General features: G+C 62.4%; 29 protein-coding genes. All 29 read left to right on the top strand.

Translation table 11 applies throughout. From position 1 onward, the window contains the following. The first annotated feature begins 33 nt into the window (after positions 1 to 33). The 29 genes from tuf (at position 34) to MesoLj_RS23680 (ending at position 17,593) form a co-directional block, all read left to right on the top strand. Complete coding sequence (gene tuf, locus MesoLj_RS23820; protein WP_010909256.1) at positions 34 to 1,209, top strand: elongation factor Tu; 1,176 nt, start codon at positions 34 to 36, stop codon at positions 1,207 to 1,209. A gap of 69 nt (positions 1,210 to 1,278) precedes the next feature. After that, on the top strand, positions 1,279 to 1,587 hold the full coding sequence (gene rpsJ / locus MesoLj_RS23815; protein WP_010909272.1) for a 30S ribosomal protein S10: 309 nt from the start codon (positions 1,279 to 1,281) through the stop codon (positions 1,585 to 1,587). Positions 1,588 to 1,648: 61 nt separating this feature from the next. Next, a complete protein-coding gene (gene rplC / locus MesoLj_RS23810; RefSeq protein WP_095775810.1) occupies positions 1,649 to 2,377 on the top strand; it encodes a 50S ribosomal protein L3 in 729 nt (242 codons plus the stop codon). Beyond that, positions 2,377 to 2,997: a 50S ribosomal protein L4 gene (rplD, locus tag MesoLj_RS23805; protein WP_019857964.1), complete on the top strand. Its 621-nt coding sequence runs from the start codon at positions 2,377 to 2,379 to the stop codon at positions 2,995 to 2,997. The genes rplC and rplD overlap by 1 nt, the downstream gene beginning before the upstream one ends. Further along, complete coding sequence (locus MesoLj_RS23800; RefSeq protein ID WP_010909275.1) at positions 2,994 to 3,287, top strand: 50S ribosomal protein L23; 294 nt, start codon at positions 2,994 to 2,996, stop codon at positions 3,285 to 3,287. The genes rplD and MesoLj_RS23800 overlap by 4 nt, the downstream gene beginning before the upstream one ends. A 22-nt stretch (positions 3,288 to 3,309) precedes the next feature. After that, positions 3,310 to 4,143 (top strand): 50S ribosomal protein L2, encoded by an 834-nt coding sequence (rplB, locus tag MesoLj_RS23795; RefSeq protein WP_010909276.1) that lies wholly within the window; start codon positions 3,310 to 3,312, stop codon positions 4,141 to 4,143. Positions 4,144 to 4,159: 16 nt separating this feature from the next. Further along, positions 4,160 to 4,438: a 30S ribosomal protein S19 gene (gene rpsS / locus MesoLj_RS23790; protein WP_006205463.1), complete on the top strand. Its 279-nt coding sequence runs from the start codon at positions 4,160 to 4,162 to the stop codon at positions 4,436 to 4,438. A 2-nt stretch (positions 4,439 to 4,440) separates the two neighbouring features. Next, positions 4,441 to 4,830 (top strand): 50S ribosomal protein L22, encoded by a 390-nt coding sequence (gene rplV / locus MesoLj_RS23785; RefSeq protein ID WP_010909277.1) that lies wholly within the window; start codon positions 4,441 to 4,443, stop codon positions 4,828 to 4,830. After that, positions 4,830 to 5,555, top strand: coding sequence for a 30S ribosomal protein S3 (rpsC, locus tag MesoLj_RS23780; RefSeq protein ID WP_010909278.1), 726 nt, complete (start codon positions 4,830 to 4,832; stop codon positions 5,553 to 5,555). Before rplV ends, rpsC begins: the two co-directional genes overlap by 1 nt. Positions 5,556 to 5,582: 27 nt before the next feature. Beyond that, the gene (rplP, locus tag MesoLj_RS23775) at positions 5,583 to 5,996 is read left to right on the top strand and encodes a 50S ribosomal protein L16 (RefSeq protein WP_010909279.1); all 414 of its coding nucleotides are present in this window, start codon (positions 5,583 to 5,585) and stop codon (positions 5,994 to 5,996) included. Between the two features lie 13 nt (positions 5,997 to 6,009). Next, a complete protein-coding gene (gene rpmC / locus MesoLj_RS23770) occupies positions 6,010 to 6,210 on the top strand; it encodes a 50S ribosomal protein L29 (protein WP_006205459.1) in 201 nt (66 codons plus the stop codon). A gap of 11 nt (positions 6,211 to 6,221) precedes the next feature. Continuing rightward, positions 6,222 to 6,461 (top strand): 30S ribosomal protein S17, encoded by a 240-nt coding sequence (gene rpsQ / locus MesoLj_RS23765; RefSeq protein WP_010909280.1) that lies wholly within the window; start codon positions 6,222 to 6,224, stop codon positions 6,459 to 6,461. Positions 6,462 to 6,533: 72 nt separating this feature from the next. Then, positions 6,534 to 6,902, top strand: a complete 369-nt coding sequence (gene rplN, locus MesoLj_RS23760) for a 50S ribosomal protein L14 (protein WP_006205457.1) — start codon at positions 6,534 to 6,536, stop codon at positions 6,900 to 6,902. Between the two features lie 12 nt (positions 6,903 to 6,914). Continuing rightward, a complete protein-coding gene (gene rplX, locus MesoLj_RS23755) occupies positions 6,915 to 7,229 on the top strand; it encodes a 50S ribosomal protein L24 (protein WP_006205456.1) in 315 nt (104 codons plus the stop codon). Then, positions 7,222 to 7,800, top strand: a complete 579-nt coding sequence (gene rplE, locus MesoLj_RS23750) for a 50S ribosomal protein L5 (RefSeq protein ID WP_140773915.1) — start codon at positions 7,222 to 7,224, stop codon at positions 7,798 to 7,800. Before rplX ends, rplE begins: the two co-directional genes overlap by 8 nt. Before the next feature lie 27 nt (positions 7,801 to 7,827). Further along, complete coding sequence (gene rpsN / locus MesoLj_RS23745; RefSeq protein WP_010909282.1) at positions 7,828 to 8,133, top strand: 30S ribosomal protein S14; 306 nt, start codon at positions 7,828 to 7,830, stop codon at positions 8,131 to 8,133. 12 nt (positions 8,134 to 8,145) lie between these two features. Beyond that, positions 8,146 to 8,544: a 30S ribosomal protein S8 gene (gene rpsH, locus MesoLj_RS23740; protein ID WP_006205453.1), complete on the top strand. Its 399-nt coding sequence runs from the start codon at positions 8,146 to 8,148 to the stop codon at positions 8,542 to 8,544. Positions 8,545 to 8,632: 88 nt separating this feature from the next. Beyond that, positions 8,633 to 9,166, top strand: a complete 534-nt coding sequence (rplF, locus tag MesoLj_RS23735; protein ID WP_013895694.1) for a 50S ribosomal protein L6 — start codon at positions 8,633 to 8,635, stop codon at positions 9,164 to 9,166. Between the two features lie 140 nt (positions 9,167 to 9,306). Then, a complete protein-coding gene (gene rplR / locus MesoLj_RS23730) occupies positions 9,307 to 9,666 on the top strand; it encodes a 50S ribosomal protein L18 (RefSeq protein ID WP_010909284.1) in 360 nt (119 codons plus the stop codon). 77 nt (positions 9,667 to 9,743) lie between these two features. Then, positions 9,744 to 10,307 carry a 30S ribosomal protein S5 gene (gene rpsE, locus MesoLj_RS23725; protein ID WP_032933400.1) on the top strand — a complete coding sequence of 188 codons (564 nt, stop codon included), beginning with the start codon at positions 9,744 to 9,746 and terminating at the stop codon, positions 10,305 to 10,307. A gap of 23 nt (positions 10,308 to 10,330) precedes the next feature. Further along, the gene (rpmD, locus tag MesoLj_RS23720; RefSeq protein WP_006205449.1) at positions 10,331 to 10,528 is read left to right on the top strand and encodes a 50S ribosomal protein L30; all 198 of its coding nucleotides are present in this window, start codon (positions 10,331 to 10,333) and stop codon (positions 10,526 to 10,528) included. 22 nt (positions 10,529 to 10,550) lie between these two features. Beyond that, complete coding sequence (gene rplO, locus MesoLj_RS23715) at positions 10,551 to 11,024, top strand: 50S ribosomal protein L15 (RefSeq protein WP_056568053.1); 474 nt, start codon at positions 10,551 to 10,553, stop codon at positions 11,022 to 11,024. 194 nt (positions 11,025 to 11,218) lie between these two features. Then, positions 11,219 to 12,559: a preprotein translocase subunit SecY gene (secY, locus tag MesoLj_RS23710; RefSeq protein WP_056568050.1), complete on the top strand. Its 1,341-nt coding sequence runs from the start codon at positions 11,219 to 11,221 to the stop codon at positions 12,557 to 12,559. Further along, the gene (locus MesoLj_RS23705) at positions 12,556 to 13,152 is read left to right on the top strand and encodes an adenylate kinase (protein ID WP_202322789.1); all 597 of its coding nucleotides are present in this window, start codon (positions 12,556 to 12,558) and stop codon (positions 13,150 to 13,152) included. The genes secY and MesoLj_RS23705 overlap by 4 nt, the downstream gene beginning before the upstream one ends. A 218-nt stretch (positions 13,153 to 13,370) precedes the next feature. Further along, positions 13,371 to 13,739 carry a 30S ribosomal protein S13 gene (gene rpsM / locus MesoLj_RS23700; protein WP_006205445.1) on the top strand — a complete coding sequence of 123 codons (369 nt, stop codon included), beginning with the start codon at positions 13,371 to 13,373 and terminating at the stop codon, positions 13,737 to 13,739. Between the two features lie 139 nt (positions 13,740 to 13,878). Next, positions 13,879 to 14,268, top strand: coding sequence for a 30S ribosomal protein S11 (gene rpsK / locus MesoLj_RS23695; RefSeq protein ID WP_006205444.1), 390 nt, complete (start codon positions 13,879 to 13,881; stop codon positions 14,266 to 14,268). A gap of 103 nt (positions 14,269 to 14,371) precedes the next feature. Beyond that, complete coding sequence (locus tag MesoLj_RS23690) at positions 14,372 to 15,382, top strand: DNA-directed RNA polymerase subunit alpha (RefSeq protein ID WP_006205443.1); 1,011 nt, start codon at positions 14,372 to 14,374, stop codon at positions 15,380 to 15,382. Positions 15,383 to 15,486: 104 nt separating this feature from the next. Next, positions 15,487 to 15,918 carry a 50S ribosomal protein L17 gene (gene rplQ, locus MesoLj_RS23685; protein WP_140773913.1) on the top strand — a complete coding sequence of 144 codons (432 nt, stop codon included), beginning with the start codon at positions 15,487 to 15,489 and terminating at the stop codon, positions 15,916 to 15,918. A gap of 181 nt (positions 15,919 to 16,099) precedes the next feature. Continuing rightward, positions 16,100 to 17,593 carry a DegQ family serine endoprotease gene (locus MesoLj_RS23680; protein ID WP_202322788.1) on the top strand — a complete coding sequence of 498 codons (1,494 nt, stop codon included), beginning with the start codon at positions 16,100 to 16,102 and terminating at the stop codon, positions 17,591 to 17,593. Positions 17,594 to 17,601 lie beyond the last annotated feature (8 nt).

Here is a 17,601-nt window from a genome sequence, read left to right as displayed (position 1 = left end):
CCCGCATGGGCGAGCAGGAAATGGAGACATCACATGGCAAAAGGTAAATTCGAGCGCACTAAGCCTCATGTGAACATCGGCACGATTGGTCACGTTGACCATGGCAAGACGTCGCTGACGGCGGCGATCACGAAGTATTTTGGCGAGTACAAGCGCTACGACCAGATCGATGCGGCGCCGGAAGAGAAGGCGCGCGGCATCACGATCTCGACGGCTCACGTCGAATACGAGACGGCCAATCGCCACTATGCCCATGTCGACTGCCCCGGCCACGCCGACTATGTGAAGAACATGATCACCGGTGCCGCGCAGATGGACGGCGCGATCCTGGTGGTTTCCGCTGCTGACGGCCCGATGCCGCAGACCCGCGAGCACATCCTGCTTGCCCGTCAGGTCGGCGTGCCGTCGATCGTGGTGTTCCTGAACAAGGTCGACCAGGTCGACGACGCCGAGCTGCTCGAGCTGGTCGAGCTCGAGGTTCGCGAGCTTCTGTCGAAGAACGAGTTCCCCGGCGACGACATTCCGATCGTCAAGGGTTCGGCGCTGGCCGCTCTTGAGGATTCGAACAAGACGATCGGCGAGGACGCGATCCGCGAGCTGATGGCTCAGGTCGACGCCTACATCCCGACGCCGGTTCGTCCGCTCGACAAGCCGTTCCTGATGCCGATCGAGGACGTGTTCTCGATCTCGGGCCGTGGCACGGTCGTGACCGGCCGCGTCGAGCGTGGCGTGGTCAAGGTTGGCGAGGAACTCGAGATCATCGGCATCCGTCCGACGACCAAGACGACCTGCACGGGCGTGGAAATGTTCCGCAAGCTGCTCGATCAGGGCCAGGCTGGCGACAACATCGGCGCGCTGCTGCGCGGCGTTGATCGTGAAGGTGTCGAGCGCGGCCAGGTTCTGGCCAAGCCGGGCACGGTGAAGCCGCACAAGAAGTTTGTGGCCGAAGCCTACATCCTGACCAAGGACGAAGGTGGCCGTCACACGCCGTTCTTCACCAACTACCGCCCGCAGTTCTACTTCCGCACGACGGACGTGACCGGCATCGTGTCGCTGCCGGCTGGCACCGAGATGGTTATGCCTGGCGACAACATCACGGTCGATGTCGAGCTGATCGTGCCGATCGCCATGGAAGAGAAGCTGCGCTTCGCCATCCGTGAAGGCGGCCGCACCGTCGGTGCCGGCATCGTCGTCACCATCAAAGAGTAATTTGGACTTAAACCGATCTGTCGCGGGCGCGGAAGTTGCCCGCGCCGCGCCAGAACAAGGAAGTGACGCATGAACGGACAGAATATCCGCATCCGCCTGAAGGCGTTTGATCACCGCGTGCTCGACGCCTCGACGAAGGAAATCGTGTCGACGGCCAAGCGCACCGGCGCAAACGTCCGCGGCCCCATTCCGCTGCCGACGCGGATCGAAAAGTTCACGGTCAACCGGTCGCCTCACGTCGACAAGAAGAGCCGCGAGCAGTTCGAGATGCGCACGCACAAGCGTCTGCTCGACATCGTCGATCCGACCCCGCAGACCGTCGATGCTTTGATGAAGCTCGATCTGGCCGCCGGCGTCGACGTCGAGATCAAGCTCTAAGGGAATGAGAGCGCGGTAAGGGGCGGTGCCCCTGGCCCGGAACTCTAAAGGAATTGAACCGATGCGTTCAGGTGTGATTGCAAAGAAGGTGGGAATGACCCGCATCTACAACGATGCCGGGGAACATGTTCCCGTCACTGTTCTCCAGATGGAGAACTGCCAGGTCGTGGCGCAGCGCACGCAGGAGAAGAATGGCTACACCGCCGTTCAGCTCGGCGTTGGCCTCGCCAAGGTGAAGAACACGTCGAAGGCGATGCGCGGCCATTTCGCGACCGCTTCCGTCGAGCCGAAGGCGAAGGTCGCCGAGTTCCGCGTATCCGCCGACAACATGATTGATGTCGGCGCCGAGATCACCGTCGAGCACTTCGTCGCCGGCCAGAAGGTCGATGTGACGGGCACGACGATCGGCAAGGGTTTCCAGGGCGTCATCAAGCGCCACCACATGGGTGGTGGCCGCGCGACGCACGGTAACTCGGTCTCGCACCGTACGCACGGTTCGACCGGCCAGCGCCAGGACCCCGGCAAGGTGTTCAAGGGCAAGAAGATGGCCGGCCATATGGGCGACACCCGCGTCACCACGCAGAACGTCGAGATCGTCTCGACCGATGCCGACCGCGGCCTGATCCTGATCCGCGGAGCGGTTCCCGGATCGAAGGGCGCCTGGATCCTGGTCCGCGATGCGGCCAAGGTGGCACTGCCGGCCAATGCGCCGAAGCCCGCCGCGATCCGCCCAGTTGCAGCAGGAAGTGCTGCTAAGAACGAGGCTCCGGCCACAGAGGGAGCGGAATAATGGATCTCAAGATCACAACGCTTGGCGGCAAGGACGCCGGCAAGGTGAAACTCTCCGAGGAGATTTTCGGCCTTGATCCGCGCGAGGACATCCTGCAGCGCGTCGTGCGCTGGCAGCTTGCCAAGAAGCAGCAGGGCACGCACAAGGCCAAGGGCCGCGCCGAAATCGCGCGCACCGGCGCCAAGATGTACAAGCAGAAGGGTACGGGCCGCGCCCGTCACCACTCGGCACGCGCTCCGCAGTTCCGCGGCGGCGGTAAGGCCCACGGCCCGGTCGTTCGCAGCCACGAGCACGACCTGCCGAAGAAGGTGCGCGCTCTGGGCTTGAAGCATGCTCTCTCGGCCAAGGCCAAGAGTGCGTCGATCATCGTCATCGACGAGCTGAAGCTGACCGAGGCCAAGACCAAGGCGCTGATCGCGAATTTCGCGACCCTGGGCCTGAGCAATGCCCTGGTGATCGGTGGTGCCGAGCTTGACAAGAACTTCAAGCTGGCCGCGACCAACATCCCCAACATCGACGTGCTGCCCATCCAGGGCATCAACGTCTACGACATTCTGCGCCGCGGCACGCTGGTCCTTTCCAAGGCCGCCGTCGAGGCTCTCGAGGAGCGCTTTAAATGACCGACCTTCGTCACTACGACGTGATCGTCAGCCCGGCGATCACCGAAAAGTCGACCATGGCTTCCGAGCAGAACCAGGTCGTCTTCAACGTCGCCAAGAAGGCGTCGAAGCCGGAAATCAAGGCCGCCGTCGAAGCGCTGTTCGGCGTCAAGGTGATGGCCGTGAACACGCTTGTCCGCAAGGGCAAGATCAAGCGCTTCCGCGGCACGATCGGCCGCCAGAGCGACGTCAAGAAGGCGATCGTGACGCTGGCCGACGGCCAGTCGATCGACGTCGCGACGGGTCTCTGAGCAAGGCCGCGAGGACAGAACAATGGCACTGAAAAAATTCAACCCGGTAACGCCGAGCACCCGCCAGCTGGTCATCGTCGACCGCTCGGGCCTCTACAAGGGCAAGCCCGTCAAGGGTCTGACCGAGGGCCTGACCAAGTCGGGCGGCCGCAACAATTACGGCCGCATCACCGCCCGCTTCATCGGCGGTGGTCACAAGCGTTCGTACCGCATCATCGACTTCAAGCGCCGCAAGTTCGACGTCGTCGGCACGGTTGAGCGCATTGAATACGATCCGAACCGCACCGCCTTCATCGCGCTGATCAAGTACGACGATGGCGAGCTGTCCTACATCATCGCCCCGCAGCGCCTTGCCGCCGGCGACAAGATCGTGGCTGGCGAAGCGGTCGACGTGAAGCCGGGCAATGCGATGCCGCTGGCATCGATGCCGGTCGGCACGATCGTCCACAACATCGAGCTGAAGCCGGGCAAGGGCGGCCAGGTTGCCCGTTCGGCCGGCGGTTACGCCCAGCTCGTGGGTCGCGACCAGGGCATGGCGATCCTGCGCCTCAACTCGGGCGAGCAGCGTGTCGTTCACGGCTCCTGCATGGCCACCGTCGGTGCCGTGTCGAACCCCGACCACGGCAACATCAACGACGGCAAGGCCGGCCGCACGGTCTGGCGCGGCAAGCGCCCGCACAATCGCGGCGTGACCATGAACCCGGTCGACCATCCGCACGGCGGTGGTGAAGGCCGCACCTCCGGTGGCCGTCATCCGGTCAGCCCGTGGGGCAAGCCGACCAAGGGCAAGAAGACGCGGTCCAACAAGGCGACCGACAAGTTCATCCTGCGCTCGCGCCATCAGCGCAAGAGCTAAGAAGAGGTAACGCCAAGTGACTCGTTCTATTTGGAAAGGCCCCTTCATCGACGGCTACCTTCTCAAGAAGGTGGACAAGGTTCGTGAAGGTGGTCGCAATGAGGTGATCAAGATGTGGAGCCGTCGCTCCACCATCCTGCCGCAGTTCGTCGGCTTCACCTTCGGTGTCTATAACGGCCAGAAGCATGTTCCCGTTTCGGTGAACGAGGACATGGTCGGTCATAAGTTCGGTGAATTCGCTCCGACGCGGACCTATTACGGTCACGGCGCGGATAAGAAGGCGAAGAGGAAATAATCATGGGCAAGGCCAAAGCTCCGCGCAGGCTTGCTGATAACGAAGCGCGCGCCGTGTTGCGCACGATCCGTATCAGCCCGCAGAAGCTGAACCTCGTTGCCGCGCTGATCCGCGGCAAGAAGGTCGCGACAGCGCTTTCCGACCTCGAATTCTCGGCCAAGCGGATTTCCGGCACGGTCAAGAAGACGCTGGAATCGGCGATCGCCAACGCGGAAAACAACCACGACCTCGATGTCGATGCGCTGGTGGTGGCGGAAGCCTATGTCGGCAAGTCGATTGTCATGAAGCGGTTCCACGCTCGTGGCCGTGGTCGCGCCAGCCGTATCGAGAAGCCGTTCTCGCACCTCACGATCGTTGTTCGTGAAGTCGAAGAAAAAGGGGAGGCCGCATAATGGGCCAGAAAGTCAATCCGATCGGTCTTCGCCTCGGCATCAACCGCACCTGGGATTCGCGCTGGTTCGCGAACACCGGCGAGTACGGCAAGCTGCTGCATGAGGACATCAAGATCCGCAAGTATCTTGAGAAGGAACTCAAGCAGGCCGCGATCTCCAAGGTCGTGATCGAGCGCCCGCACAAGAAGTGCCGCGTCACCATCCATGCCGCGCGCCCGGGTCTGATCATCGGCAAGAAGGGCGCCGACATCGAGAAGCTTCGCAAGAAGCTGATGGAGATGACGAAGTCCGAGACGCACCTCAACATCGTCGAAGTGCGCAAGCCGGAAATCGATGCGACCCTGGTCGCCCAGTCGATCGCCCAGCAGCTCGAGCGCCGTATCGCGTTCCGCCGCGCCATGAAGCGCGCCGTGCAGTCGGCGATGCGCCTCGGTGCCGAAGGCATCCGCATCAACTGCTCCGGCCGTCTTGGCGGCGCTGAAATCGCCCGCATGGAGTGGTACCGCGAAGGCCGCGTGCCGCTGCACACGCTGCGCGCCGATGTCGACTACGGCACGGCCGAGGCGAATACGGCGTATGGCATCTGCGGCGTCAAGGTCTGGGTATTCAAGGGCGAGATCCTCGAGCACGATCCGATGGCTTCGGAACGTCGCGCGACCGAGGGTGATGCTGCGCACGGCGGTGGTGGTGATCGCGAACGCGGTCGTCGTCGCGAAAACGCCTGAGACATTTAGGAATTTGGAGTTAGAACGATGCTGCAGCCAAAGCGCACAAAGTTCCGCAAGCAGTTCAAGGGCCGTATCCATGGTACCGCAAAGGGCGGCACCAACCTGGATTTCGGTGGTTTCGGGCTGAAGGCGCTTGAGCCGAACCGCGTCACCGCGCGTGAGATCGAGGCGGCCCGCCGCGCGATCACTCGCGAAATGAAGCGCGCTGGCCGCGTCTGGATCCGTATTTTCCCGGATCTGCCGGTCACGTCGAAGCCGACCGAAGTCCGCATGGGCAAGGGCAAGGGCGCCGTCGACTACTGGGCGGCGCGCGTCAAGCCGGGCCGTATCATGTTCGAGATCGACGGCGTCAGTGAAGAAACCGCCCGTGAGGCGCTGCGTCTCGGCGCGGCCAAGCTCTCGGTCAGGACGCGCTTCGTACAGCGCATCGCAGAATAAGGACGGGCTGATCATGAAAGCCGAAGACATCCGGACCAAGACCCAGGACCAGCTGACCGACGATTTGGCCAGCCTGAAGAAGGAGCAGTTCAACCTGCGCTTCCAGAAGGCCACCGGCCAGCTCGAGAAGACCGCGCGCGTGAGGCAGGTCCGCAAGGACATTGCGCGTATCAAGACCATCGCTGCGGAAAAGTCCGCGGCCAAGAAGGCTTAAGGACGAAAACCATGCCAAAGCGCATTCTGCAGGGCACCGTCGTCAGCGACAAGAACGAGAAGACGGTTGTCGTCAAGGTCGAACGGCGCTTCACGCATCCCGTGATGAAGAAGACCGTGCGCATGACCAAGAAGTACAAGGCGCACGACGAGAACAACGCCCACAAGGTTGGCGATCAGGTGTTCATCCAGGAATCGAAGCCGATTTCCAAGGATAAGCGCTGGATCGTTGTGTCTTCGGACCAGGCGTAAACAAACGAATTTTGGACAGACCGGGGAGGGGTGAAGAGCCCGTCCCGTTAGAAAAGAAGAAGGCGGCCAGTCATGATTCAGATGCAAACAAACCTCGACGTGGCGGATAATTCCGGCGCGCGTCGTGTCATGTGCATCAAGGTGCTGGGCGGCTCGAAGCGGAAATACGCTTCCGTGGGCGACATCATCGTGGTGTCCATCAAGGAAGCCATTCCGCGCGGCCGCGTTAAGAAGGGCGATGTGATGAAGGCGGTCGTGGTTCGCACGGCCAAGGACATCCGCCGCCCGGACGGCAGCGTGATCCGTTTCGACAAGAACGCGGCCGTTCTCGTCGACAACAAGAAAGAGCCGATCGGCACGCGTATCTTCGGACCGGTTCCGCGCGAACTCCGCGCCAAGAACCACATGAAGATCATCTCGCTCGCGCCTGAAGTGCTGTAAGGAGCCGGACCAATGCAAAAGATTAGAAAAGGCGACAAGGTCGTCGTGCTGGCCGGCAAGGACAAGGGCCGTTCGGGCGAAGTCCTCTCGGTTCAGCCGAAGGATGACACCGCGCTGGTGCGCGGCGTCAACATGATCCGTCGTCACCAGAAGCAGTCCCAGTCCCAGGAGGGCGGGATCATCACCAAGGAAGCGCCGATCCAGCTGTCGAACATCGCGCTGGCCGACCCCAAGGATGGCAAGCCGACCCGCGTCGGTTTCATCTTCCAGAAGGACGGCAAGAAGGTGCGCGTCGCCAAGCGCTCGGGAGAAGTCATCAATGGCTAAGGCTCAAACCAAGCAGGCGACTGCCACCAACACGCCGCGCCTCAAGCAGGTCTACAACGAGACCATCCGCAAGGCGCTGCAGGAGCAGTTCGGCTACGACAACAACATGCAGGTTCCGCGCCTCGACAAGATCGTGCTGAACATGGGTGTTGGCGAAGCGACCGCCGACTCCAAGAAGCCGTCGGTTGCGGCCGAAGATCTGGCGCTGATCGCCGGCCAGAAGGCCGTCGTCACCCGCGCCCGCAATTCGATCGCTGGCTTCAAGGTCCGCGAGAACATGCCGATCGGCGCCAAGGTCACGCTGCGCAAGGAACGTATGTACGAGTTCCTCGACCGCCTCGTGAACATCGCGCTGCCGCGCGTCCGCGACTTCCGCGGACTGAACCCCAAGAGCTTCGATGGCCGTGGCAACTACGCCATGGGCATCAAGGAGCACATCGTGTTCCCGGAGATCAACTACGACAAGGTTGATCAGATCTGGGGCATGGACGTCATCGTTTGTACGACTGCGAAGACGGACGACGAAGCCAGGGCATTGCTCAAGGCCTTCAACTTCCCCTTCCGCCAGTAACGGCAGCGAGAAAAGGAAAAATCTGAAATGGCAAAGACCAGCTCAGTCGAGAAGAACAACAGGCGCCGCAAGCTTGCCGACCAGTACGGTCCCAAGCGCGCTGCCCTGAAGGCGATCATCATGGATCAGTCCAAGCCGATGGAAGAGCGCTTCCGCGCTCAGCTCAAGCTTGCTGCCCTGCCGCGCAACTCGGCCAAGATCCGCATCCGCAACCGCTGCGAAGTCACCGGCCGTCCGCGTGCCTACTATCGCAAGCTCAAAGTATCGCGCATCGCGCTTCGTGATCTCGGCAATAACGGCCAGATCCCGGGCCTGGTCAAGTCGAGCTGGTAAGGAGGACATAACATGTCATTGAGCGATCCTCTCGGCGATATGCTGACCCGCATCCGCAACGCCTATGGCCGCAAGAAGTCGAGTGTCTCGACGCCGGCCTCGCGTCTGCGCACCCGCGTCCTCGACGTGCTGAAGGCTGAAGGCTATATCCGCGACTACAGCCAGACCGACTTCGACAACGGCAAGTCCGAAATCGAAATCGAGCTGAAGTATTTCGACGGCGCCCCGGTCGTGCGCGAAATCGCCCGCGTCTCGAAGCCGGGCCGCCGCGTTTACGTCTCGGCCAAGTCGATCCCGCACGTCGCCAACGGCCTCGGCATCGCCATCCTTTCGACGCCGAAGGGCGTGATGGCCGATCACGAAGCACGCGAACAGAACGTCGGCGGCGAGATTCTCTGCCAGATCTTCTGATCTGGCAGCTGAGCGCAAAGTGGAATCCGGTCTTCGGATCGTTCCGAAGACAGAGACCTGAAACAAGAGAAGTGACGAGGACAAAAAAATGTCTCGTATTGGAAAGAAACCCGTTTCGCTGCCGCAGGGCGTGACCGCGACCGTCAACGGCCAGACCGTTACGGCGAAGGGCCCCAAGGGCGAGCTGAAGTTCGTGGTGAACGACGAAGTCCTGGTCAAGATGGAAGGCAGCGAGATCGCTGTCCAGCCGCGCGACCAGACCAAGACCGCCCGCTCCAAGTGGGGCATGTCGCGCACGCAGATCGTCAACATCCTGCAGGGCGTGAAGGACGGCTTCGAGAAGAAGCTCGAGATCACCGGCGTCGGCTACCGCGCCGCGCTTCAGGGCAAAAACCTGCAGCTGGCACTTGGCTTCAGCCATGACGTGGTCTACGAGACGCCGGCCGGCATCACCATCACCGTGCCGAAGCCGACCGAGATCACAGTGGCCGGCATCGACAAGCAGCAGGTTGGTCAGGTGGCTGCCGAGATCCGCGAATACCGCGGTCCCGAGCCCTACAAGGGTAAGGGTGTCCGCTACGCTGGCGAGAAGATCGTCCGCAAGGAAGGCAAGAAGAAGTAGTGGGCCTGGCCCTGAAAAGTCTCGGACTTTTCGGAAAGGGCCAAGCCAGGGAAGTGTAACGCCGCGGGGAGCGGTCGCGGGAGGCGCTTTCGCCTACCGCACATGGCGGCCTCCGTTTTTTGAAGGCAAGGAAGACCATCATGGGTACCAAGGAATCCACGCAGCGCCGCGCGCAGCGCGTCCGTCGTCAGATCAGGAAGGTCGCCGGCGAGCGTCCGCGTCTGTCGGTCCACCGCACCTCGAAGAACATCTATGTGCAGGTGATCGACGACGCCAAGGGCCACACCATCGCCGCTGCCTCGACGCTCGAGAAGGACCTCAAGGGTTCGCTCAAGACCGGCGCCGATACCGCTGCCGCCGCCGCGATCGGCAAGCTGATCGCCGAGCGCGCGACCAAGGCCGGCGTCAAGGAAGTCGTCTTCGACCGCGGCCCGTACATCTATCACGGCCGTGTCAAGGCCCTGGCTGAAGCTGCTCGCGAAGGCGGTCTCAGCTTCTGATTCTTTCACCGTCGGCGACCCAAAGTGGCGTCGACAATCATCAACCCGTGCTTCCGGAAAAGAACAAGGAACAGGATATGGCACAGGAACGTAGGGAAGGCGGCCGCGGCCGCGAGCGTGAAGAGCGCGACGACGGCATGGTGGACAAGCTGGTCCACATCAATCGCGTCGCCAAGGTCGTCAAGGGTGGCCGTCGCTTCGGTTTCGCCGCACTCGTCGTCGTCGGCGACCAGAAGGGCCGCGTCGGCTTTGGTCACGGCAAGGCGCGCGAAGTGCCGGAAGCGATCCGCAAGGCAACCGAGTCCGCAAAGCGCGACATGATCTTCGTGCCGCTGCGCTCGGGCCGCACGCTGCACCACGACGTCGAGGGACGCTGGGGCGCCGGACGCGTTCTTCTGCGTGCCGCCAAGCAGGGTACCGGCATCATCGCCGGCGGCCCGATGCGCGCCGTCTTCGAGACGCTCGGCATGCATGACGTGGTCGCCAAGTCGATGGGGTCGTCGAACCCCTACAACATGGTTCGCGCCACCTTCGACGCGCTGAAGAGCCAGATGCATCCCAAGGATGTCGCTGCCGCTCGCGGCATCAAGTATTCGACCCTTCAGGCCCGCCGCGGCACCGCCGTAGCGGCTGAAGAATAGTCGACTGACCAGGGATTTTGACCATGGCCAAGAAAGCAACCAAGACCATCACCGTTGAGCAGATCGGTTCGCCGATCCGCCGTCCGAAGGAACAGCGCGCGACGCTGGTCGGCCTCGGCCTCAACAAGATGCACAAGCAGCGCACGCTGGAAGATACGCCTTCCGTGCGCGGCATGATCGCCGCCGTTCAGCATCTCGTCCGCGTCGTGGACGAGGGCTGAGCCAAAGCGCAGGAGAACCCAGATGAAACTCAACGATCTGCGTGACAAGGACGGCGCGACGCACTCCAAGAAGCGTCTCGGCCGCGGCATCGGTTCCGGCTCGGGCAAGACCGCCGGTCGCGGCGTCAAGGGCCAGAAGGCACGCTCCGGCGTCGCCATCAATGGCTTCGAGGGTGGCCAGATGCCGCTCTACAGGCGCCTGCCGAAGCGCGGCTTCAACAACCTCTTCGCCAAGAGCTTCGTTGTCGTCTCGCTGGCCCGTATCCAGCAAGCCGTCGACGCCAAGAAGCTTGACGCCAAGGCAACCGTGACGGCCGAGGCGCTTGTCGCCGCCGGCGTCATCCGCCGCGTCAAGGATGGCGTGCGCGTGCTGTCCGACGGCGAGCTCAAGGCAAAGCTCGCCTTCGACGTGGCCGGCGCCTCCAAGGCCGCGATCGAGAAGATCGAGAAGGCCGGCGGCTCGGTCAAGTTGCCGGAAAAGGCAGCTGCCGAGTAACGGCGATTTGAAGCGCGATCGGCAAGAGCGGGACCCAGTTTTTGCTCACGATTGCGCTTTGACCTGCTCAATTAGGCGGCCGCGTCAACGCGGCCGCTTGCATGTTTACAGCCCGGAGCTTATCTCGTGAGCTTCGGTGAAACGCACCGCCTGACCTCACGGGCCATCAAGCGTTACCAAGCGGAGAATCAGGCATGGCTTCGGCTGCTGAACAACTAGCCTCGAATCTGAATTTCTCGGCCTTCGCCAAGGCGGAGGACCTGAAGAAACGCATCTGGTTCACCATCGGCGCGTTGCTCGTCTATCGTCTCGGCACCTACATCCCGCTTCCCGGAATCAACCCCGACGCCTTCGCCCAGGCTTTCTCCTCGCAGAGCAAGGGCGTGCTCGGCATGTTCAACATGTTCGCGGGCGGCGCCGTGCAGCGCATGGCGATCTTCGCGCTCGGCATCATGCCCTACATCTCCGCCTCCATCATCATGCAGCTGATGACTTCGGTCATCCCGTCGCTGGAAGCGCTGAAGAAGGAAGGCGAACAAGGCCGCAAGGTCATCAACCAGTACACGCGCTACGGCACCGTGCTTTTGGCGCTTGTGCAGGCCTATGGCATTTCGGTGGGCCTGGAGGGCGGTAACGGGATCGTCAGCGATCCCGGCATGTTCTTCCGCATCTCGACCGTCGTCACGCTGGTCGGCGGCACCATGTTCCTGATGTGGCTCGGCGAGCAGATCACCGCGCGCGGCATCGGCAACGGTATTTCGCTGATCATCTTCTCCGGCATCGTCGCAGGCCTGCCGCATGCCATCTCCGGCACGCTGGAACTCGGCCGCACCGGCGCCCTGTCGACCGGTCTGATCCTGGCGATCATCGTTCTGGCCATCGTGGTCATCGCGCTCATCGTGTTCTTCGAGCGCGCCCAGCGCCGCCTGCTGATCCAGTATCCGAAGCGGCAGGTCGGCAACCGCATGTTCCAGGGCGATACCTCGCATTTGCCGCTGAAGCTCAACACGTCGGGCGTCATTCCGCCGATCTTCGCGTCGTCGCTGCTCTTGCTGCCGGCTACCATCGCCGGCTTCTCGCAGACGACCAACATGCCGGCCTGGGCAAGCACCATCCTGGCTTCGCTTGGCCACGGCCAGCCACTCTACATGCTGTTTTATGCGGCGATGATCGTTTTCTTCGCCTTCTTCTACACAGCGATTGTCTTCAACCCGAAGGACACCGCCGATCAGCTCAAGAAGCATTCGGGCTTCATCCCGGGCTATCGTCCGGGCGAGCGCACCGCCGATTATATCGATTACGTTCTCACCCGCATCACCGTCGTCGGCGCCATCTACCTGGTGCTGGTGTGCCTGCTGCCGGAGTTCCTGATCTCGGCGACTGGCGTACCATTCTACCTTGGTGGCACATCGCTTCTGATCGTGGTCAGTGTCACGCTCGATACGGTCGCGCAGATTCAGGGTCACCTGATTGCGCACCAGTATGAAGGCCTGATCAAGAAGTCGAAGCTGCGCGGGGGGAAGAAAGCCAGATGAGGTTGATTTTGCTTGGGCCGCCAGGAGCGGGCAAGGGGACACAAGCACAAAGACTGGTAGAAAAACACGGCATACCCCAGCTCTCGACGGGCGATATGCTGCGTGCCGCCGTCCAGGCCGGAACCGAGGTCGGCAAGCGTGCCAAGGCGGTGATGGATGCCGGTGAACTGGTGTCGGATGCCATCGTCAACGCGATCGTTGCCGAGCGGATCGATCAGGCCGATTGCGCCAAGGGGTTCATCCTCGATGGCTATCCGCGCACGCTGGTGCAGGCCGATGCGGTTGATCAGATGCTTTCCGAACGTGGCATCGGCCTCGACACGGTCATCGAACTGGTCGTCGACGACAGGGCCCTGGTCGGCCGCATCGTCAAGCGTGCCGAGGATGCCAAGGCCGCCGGCCAGCCGGTGCGCAAGGACGACAATCCGGCGGTGTTCGAAGAGCGTCTGCGCGAGTACTACAAGAAGACCGCTCCGCTGACCGGCTACTATTACGCCAAGGGCAAGCTGAAGACCGTTGACGGCATGGCCAGCATCGATGCGGTGACCACCGAGATCGAAGCTGTTCTGGCAGCGGCCGCCAAGGCACGGTAAGGGAATTTAAAGATTAAGCTTGACGGGGGCGGTCCGCTGCGGTATGGCGGCCCGTCTTCCTATCAGGTGCGAACTTTGCTTGTCCGCAAGGGCAAGGCAGTCGCTTTGAACTGGAAACTCCCGCAAGGGCCGGCCTCCACCGGACGCGGGGCAACTTTGACAGCGCCGGGTCTTCCTTGTTTTGAAGGTTGGCCGGCCCAGATGGAGCAGAGAAGAACATGGCTCGTATAGCCGGCGTCAACATTCCGACCAACAAGCGCGTCGTCATCGCGCTTCAGTACATTCACGGCATTGGCAAGAAGTTCGCCCAGGAGATCGTCGACAAGGTCGGCATCCCGGCCGAGCGCCGCGTCAACCAGCTGACCGACGCGGAAGTGCTGCAGATCCGCGAGACCATCGACCGCGACTACCAGGTCGAGGGCGACCTGCGCCGCGAAGTGTCGATGAACATCAAGCGTCTCATGGACCTCGGCTGCTACCGTGGCCTGCGTCACCGCCGCTCGCTGCCGGTTCGCGGCCAGCGCACGCATACCAATGCGCGTACCCGCAAGGGCCCGGCCAAGTCGATCGCCGGCAAGAAGAAGTAATTTAGGGCAGTAAGGGAGTAGGGCAGTAAGGCAATAGGAACGGCAGACATACTGCCCTACTGCCATATTCCCCTACTGCCTTCTCCTAGGTGGAGCCGCTGGCATTACGGCGGTGTAGAGATCAACTGAAAGGACTATCATGGCCAAGGAAGCCGCTCGTGTTCGCCGTCGCGAACGCAAGAATATCTCGTCGGGCGTTGCCCACGTCAATTCGACCTTCAACAACACGATGATCACCATCACCGACGCGCAGGGCAATTCGATTGCCTGGTCGTCGGCCGGTGCCCAGGGCTTCAAGGGTTCGCGCAAGTCGACCCCGTTCGCTGCCCAGATGGCTGCCGAGGACGTTGCCAAGAAGGCCCAGGAACACGGCATGCGCATGCTCGAGGTCGAGGTCTGCGGACCTGGCTCCGGTCGTGAATCGGCACTGCGCGCCCTGCAGGCGGCCGGCTTCACCATCACTTCCATCCGTGACGTGACGCCGATTCCGCACAATGGCTGCCGCCCGCGCAAGAAGCGCCGCGTCTAAGCAATTATCGAACGCCGCGTGAGCGCCTCAACGGCGCTCCTCCGCGGCATTCCAGGTCGCCCGCCACGATTGGATGGTGGTGGGTCAACGGAAGGAAAGCATCATGATCCAGAAAAATTGGCAGGAACTGATCAAGCCGAACAAGATCGAGTTCTCGTCGAAGAAGAAGACGCTGACCACGCTGGTCGCCGAGCCGCTCGAGCGTGGCTTTGGCCTCACTCTCGGCAACGCGCTGCGCCGCGTGCTTCTGTCTTCGCTGCGCGGTGCGGCCGTTACCGCCGTGCAGATCGACGGCGTTCTGCATGAATTCTCGTCCATCGCCGGTGTGCGCGAGGACGTGACCGACATCGTCTTGAACATCAAGGAAATCGCCATCCGCATGGAAGGCGACGGCCCCAAGCGCATGGTCGTTCGCAAGCAGGGCCCGGGTGCGGTTCTCGCCGGCGACATCCAGACGGTTGGCGATGTCGAGATCCTCAATCCCGACCACGTCATCTGCACGCTGGACGAAGGCGCTGAAATCCGCATGGAATTCACCGTCGACACCGGCAAGGGCTACGTGCCGGCCGAGCGCAACCGCGCCGAGGACGCGCCGATCGGCCTGATCCCGGTCGACAGCCTCTACTCGCCGGTCAAGAAGGTCTCCTACAAGGTCGAAAACACCCGCGAGGGCCAGGTTCTCGACTACGACAAGCTGACCATGACCATCGAGACCGATGGCTCGATCTCCGGCGAGGACGCGGTGGCATTCGCCGCCCGCATCCTGCAGGACCAGCTTGGCCTGTTCGTCAACTTCGACGAGCCGCAGAAGGAAGTCGCGGCGGAAGCCGTCACCGAGCTCGCCTTCAACCCGGCGCTGCTCAAGAAGGTCGACGAACTCGAGCTTTCGGTGCGTTCGGCCAACTGCCTGAAGAACGACAACATCGTCTACATCGGCGATCTCATCCAGAAGACCGAAGCCGAGATGCTGCGCACCCCGAACTTCGGCCGCAAGTCGCTGAACGAGATCAAGGAAGTCCTGGCTGCGATGGGCCTGCATCTCGGCATGGAAGTGCCGGACTGGCCGCCGGAAAACATCGAAGACCTCGCCAAGCGTTACGAAGACCAATATTGAGCATGAATTCCAAGGATCGGCGGCGTGAGCCGCTCGATCCGACGGTCATGCGGAAAACCATCAGAGGCCTTGGCCTCTTGAACAACTGAAGAAGGAAAAGAGCCATGCGCCACGGTTTCAAAGGCCGCCGCTTCGCCCGCAGCATTAGCCATCGCAAGTCGATGTTCGCCAACCTCGCCGTGTCGCTGCTCGAGCACGAGCAGATCGTCACCACCCTGCCGAAGGCGAAGGACCTGCGTCCGATCGTCGAGAAGCTGGTGACGCTCGGCAAGCGCGGTGACCTGCACGCCCGCCGGCAGGTGATCGCGCAGATCGGCAATGAAGGCGTCGTCAAGCGCCTGTTCGACACCATCGCCCCGCGCTACGCCAACCGCAACGGCGGCTACCTGCGCATCATGAAGGCGGGCTTCCGTCACGGCGACAATGCCGCGATGGCCGTCATCGAGTTCGTCGATCGCGACATCTCGGCCAAGGGCGCCGGCGACCGCGCCCGCCTCGAAGCCGAAGGCACCGACGCGGAAGCCGCGGCCGCATAAGGCACCGTCTTTCCGGAATGAATTGAAGGGGCCTGCGGGCCCCTTTTTCATGTTCTGCCTGCGTCGAGGCGCGCACATAAAGATCCTCTGGCGCGAAAATAATCGGATTTCAGCGGCTTAGCCTTTCATTTTGCACAATCGTCGGGACAATGCGCCCGAACTCGCCTTGGAGGATTCGCGAATGCGCGCCAAAAGACTGTCCTTTGTTCTGCTCTTCGCCTTCATGGTGGTCGCAGCCGCACCGGCAGTCCGGCAGGCGCTGGCCGAAGACGCCGCCAAGCCCGCGGATCCGGGCCTGTCGGACGTGTTGACCGATCTGTTGCATGGCGTTGAAGGCGAGAATGCCACCTCTGGGCCCGACAAGCGCGTGCCGTTCGGCCGCGAGGAGGTGCAGCTTTCGTTCGCGCCGCTGGTCAAGCAGACCGCGCCGGCCGTGGTCAATGTCTATGCTTCACAGACGGCCAAGGTCACGTCGCCTTTTGAAGGCGATCCGTTCTTCGAGGAGTTTTTCGGCCGCGCGCAGCCGCGGGCGCAGTCCTCGCTCGGCTCGGGCGTGCTTGTCGATCCGAGCGGTGTCATCGTCACCAATTTCCACGTCATCAAGGATGCCGATGAGGTCAAGGTGGCGACCGCCGACGGGCGCGAATTCGCCAGCAAGATAATGCTCAAGGACGAGACACTCGATCTCGCCGTGCTCAAGATCGAATCCGACAAGCCGTTCCCGGTCATCGCCATCGGCGATTCCGACGCGCTTGAGGTCGGCGACCTGGTGCTGGCCATCGGCGACCCCTTCGGCGTCGGCCAGACCACCACCAGCGGCATCGTTTCCGCACTTGCCCGCAGCCATATCGGCGTCTCGGATTCGGGCTATTTCATCCAGACCGACGCCGCTATCAATCCTGGCAATTCGGGTGGCGCGCTCATTAACATGGGTGGCCAACTGGTCGGCATCAACACAGCCATCTACAGCCGCAGCGGCGGTTCGATCGGCATCGGCTTCGCCATCCCCGCCAACATGGTGCGGGCCTTCGCCGACGCCGCCAAGGCCGGGCTCGATTTCTTCGAACGGCCCTATATCGGCGCCGAGTTCGAAGCGGTGACTCCGCAGATCGCCGAATCGCTCGGCATGGAAAAGCCGACCGGGGCGCTGGTCTCGTCGGTCGACGCGGCGGGACCCGCCGGCAAGGCAGGGCTGAAGCCCGGTGACGTCGTGATGCAGATCAACGGCAAGCCGGTCGAGAGCATCGCGGCGCTGGACTATCGCATGGCGACGCTGTCGATCGGCACCAAGGCGAATTTCGCGATCCTGACCAAGGGCCAGCAGGCGGCGATGGATATCGCGCTGGAGCGTGCGCCGGAAGGTGCGAAGGCGTCGGAAGTGACGCTGCATGGCCGCAGCCCGTTTTCGGGTGCCAAGGTCGCCGAACTTTCGCCGCGGCTTGCCCAGAAGCTCGGCCTGCGTACAGATCTCAAAGGCGTGACGGTGATCGATATCAATCGCGATTCGCCGGCCGCCGATTTCGGCTTCCAGCCGGGCGATATCGTGCGCGAGGTCAACGGCACCACCATCGACACCGCCGCGACGCTGGCGCAGGTAGCCCAGCAGGATACGCGCTGGTGGCGCTTTACCGTCGAGCGCGGCGGGCAGATACTGCGCCAGGTGTTGCGTTACTGAGTTCGGCC

This window comes from Mesorhizobium sp. 113-3-9 (genome assembly GCF_016756515.1).
In the GTDB taxonomy this organism is placed as follows: Bacteria; Pseudomonadota; Alphaproteobacteria; order Rhizobiales; family Rhizobiaceae; genus Mesorhizobium.
The sequence above is the reverse complement of the archived record's forward strand: the minus strand, read 5'-3'. Positions and strand labels throughout refer to the sequence as shown.

Excerpts from the sequence above, each read along its gene's own strand:
- rpsQ (WP_010909280.1), top strand. The coding sequence starts at position 6,222 with ATGCCAAAGCGCATTCTGCAGGGCACCGTCGTCAGCGACAAGAACGAG.
- MesoLj_RS23705 (WP_202322789.1), top strand. The coding sequence starts at position 12,556 with ATGAGGTTGATTTTGCTTGGGCCGCCAGGAGCGGGCAAGGGGACACAA.
- rplX (WP_006205456.1), top strand. The coding sequence starts at position 6,915 with ATGCAAAAGATTAGAAAAGGCGACAAGGTCGTCGTGCTGGCCGGCAAG.
- rpsK (WP_006205444.1), top strand. The coding sequence starts at position 13,879 with ATGGCCAAGGAAGCCGCTCGTGTTCGCCGTCGCGAACGCAAGAATATC.
- rplV (WP_010909277.1), top strand. The coding sequence starts at position 4,441 with ATGGGCAAGGCCAAAGCTCCGCGCAGGCTTGCTGATAACGAAGCGCGC.
- rpsM (WP_006205445.1), top strand. The coding sequence starts at position 13,371 with ATGGCTCGTATAGCCGGCGTCAACATTCCGACCAACAAGCGCGTCGTC.
- rplD (WP_019857964.1), top strand. The coding sequence starts at position 2,377 with ATGGATCTCAAGATCACAACGCTTGGCGGCAAGGACGCCGGCAAGGTG.
- rplC (WP_095775810.1), top strand. The coding sequence starts at position 1,649 with ATGCGTTCAGGTGTGATTGCAAAGAAGGTGGGAATGACCCGCATCTAC.
- rpmD (WP_006205449.1), top strand. The coding sequence starts at position 10,331 with ATGGCCAAGAAAGCAACCAAGACCATCACCGTTGAGCAGATCGGTTCG.
- rplF (WP_013895694.1), top strand. The coding sequence starts at position 8,633 with ATGTCTCGTATTGGAAAGAAACCCGTTTCGCTGCCGCAGGGCGTGACC.
- tuf (WP_010909256.1), top strand. The coding sequence starts at position 34 with ATGGCAAAAGGTAAATTCGAGCGCACTAAGCCTCATGTGAACATCGGC.
- rpsE (WP_032933400.1), top strand. The coding sequence starts at position 9,744 with ATGGCACAGGAACGTAGGGAAGGCGGCCGCGGCCGCGAGCGTGAAGAG.
- rplB (WP_010909276.1), top strand. The coding sequence starts at position 3,310 with ATGGCACTGAAAAAATTCAACCCGGTAACGCCGAGCACCCGCCAGCTG.
- rplO (WP_056568053.1), top strand. The coding sequence starts at position 10,551 with ATGAAACTCAACGATCTGCGTGACAAGGACGGCGCGACGCACTCCAAG.
- rpsJ (WP_010909272.1), top strand. The coding sequence starts at position 1,279 with ATGAACGGACAGAATATCCGCATCCGCCTGAAGGCGTTTGATCACCGC.
- rplP (WP_010909279.1), top strand. The coding sequence starts at position 5,583 with ATGCTGCAGCCAAAGCGCACAAAGTTCCGCAAGCAGTTCAAGGGCCGT.
- MesoLj_RS23800 (WP_010909275.1), top strand. The coding sequence starts at position 2,994 with ATGACCGACCTTCGTCACTACGACGTGATCGTCAGCCCGGCGATCACC.
- rpmC (WP_006205459.1), top strand. The coding sequence starts at position 6,010 with ATGAAAGCCGAAGACATCCGGACCAAGACCCAGGACCAGCTGACCGAC.
- rpsC (WP_010909278.1), top strand. The coding sequence starts at position 4,830 with ATGGGCCAGAAAGTCAATCCGATCGGTCTTCGCCTCGGCATCAACCGC.
- rplN (WP_006205457.1), top strand. The coding sequence starts at position 6,534 with ATGATTCAGATGCAAACAAACCTCGACGTGGCGGATAATTCCGGCGCG.
- rplQ (WP_140773913.1), top strand. The coding sequence starts at position 15,487 with ATGCGCCACGGTTTCAAAGGCCGCCGCTTCGCCCGCAGCATTAGCCAT.
- rpsN (WP_010909282.1), top strand. The coding sequence starts at position 7,828 with ATGGCAAAGACCAGCTCAGTCGAGAAGAACAACAGGCGCCGCAAGCTT.
- secY (WP_056568050.1), top strand. The coding sequence starts at position 11,219 with ATGGCTTCGGCTGCTGAACAACTAGCCTCGAATCTGAATTTCTCGGCC.
- rplE (WP_140773915.1), top strand. The coding sequence starts at position 7,222 with ATGGCTAAGGCTCAAACCAAGCAGGCGACTGCCACCAACACGCCGCGC.
- MesoLj_RS23690 (WP_006205443.1), top strand. The coding sequence starts at position 14,372 with ATGATCCAGAAAAATTGGCAGGAACTGATCAAGCCGAACAAGATCGAG.
- rplR (WP_010909284.1), top strand. The coding sequence starts at position 9,307 with ATGGGTACCAAGGAATCCACGCAGCGCCGCGCGCAGCGCGTCCGTCGT.
- rpsH (WP_006205453.1), top strand. The coding sequence starts at position 8,146 with ATGTCATTGAGCGATCCTCTCGGCGATATGCTGACCCGCATCCGCAAC.
- MesoLj_RS23680 (WP_202322788.1), top strand. The coding sequence starts at position 16,100 with ATGCGCGCCAAAAGACTGTCCTTTGTTCTGCTCTTCGCCTTCATGGTG.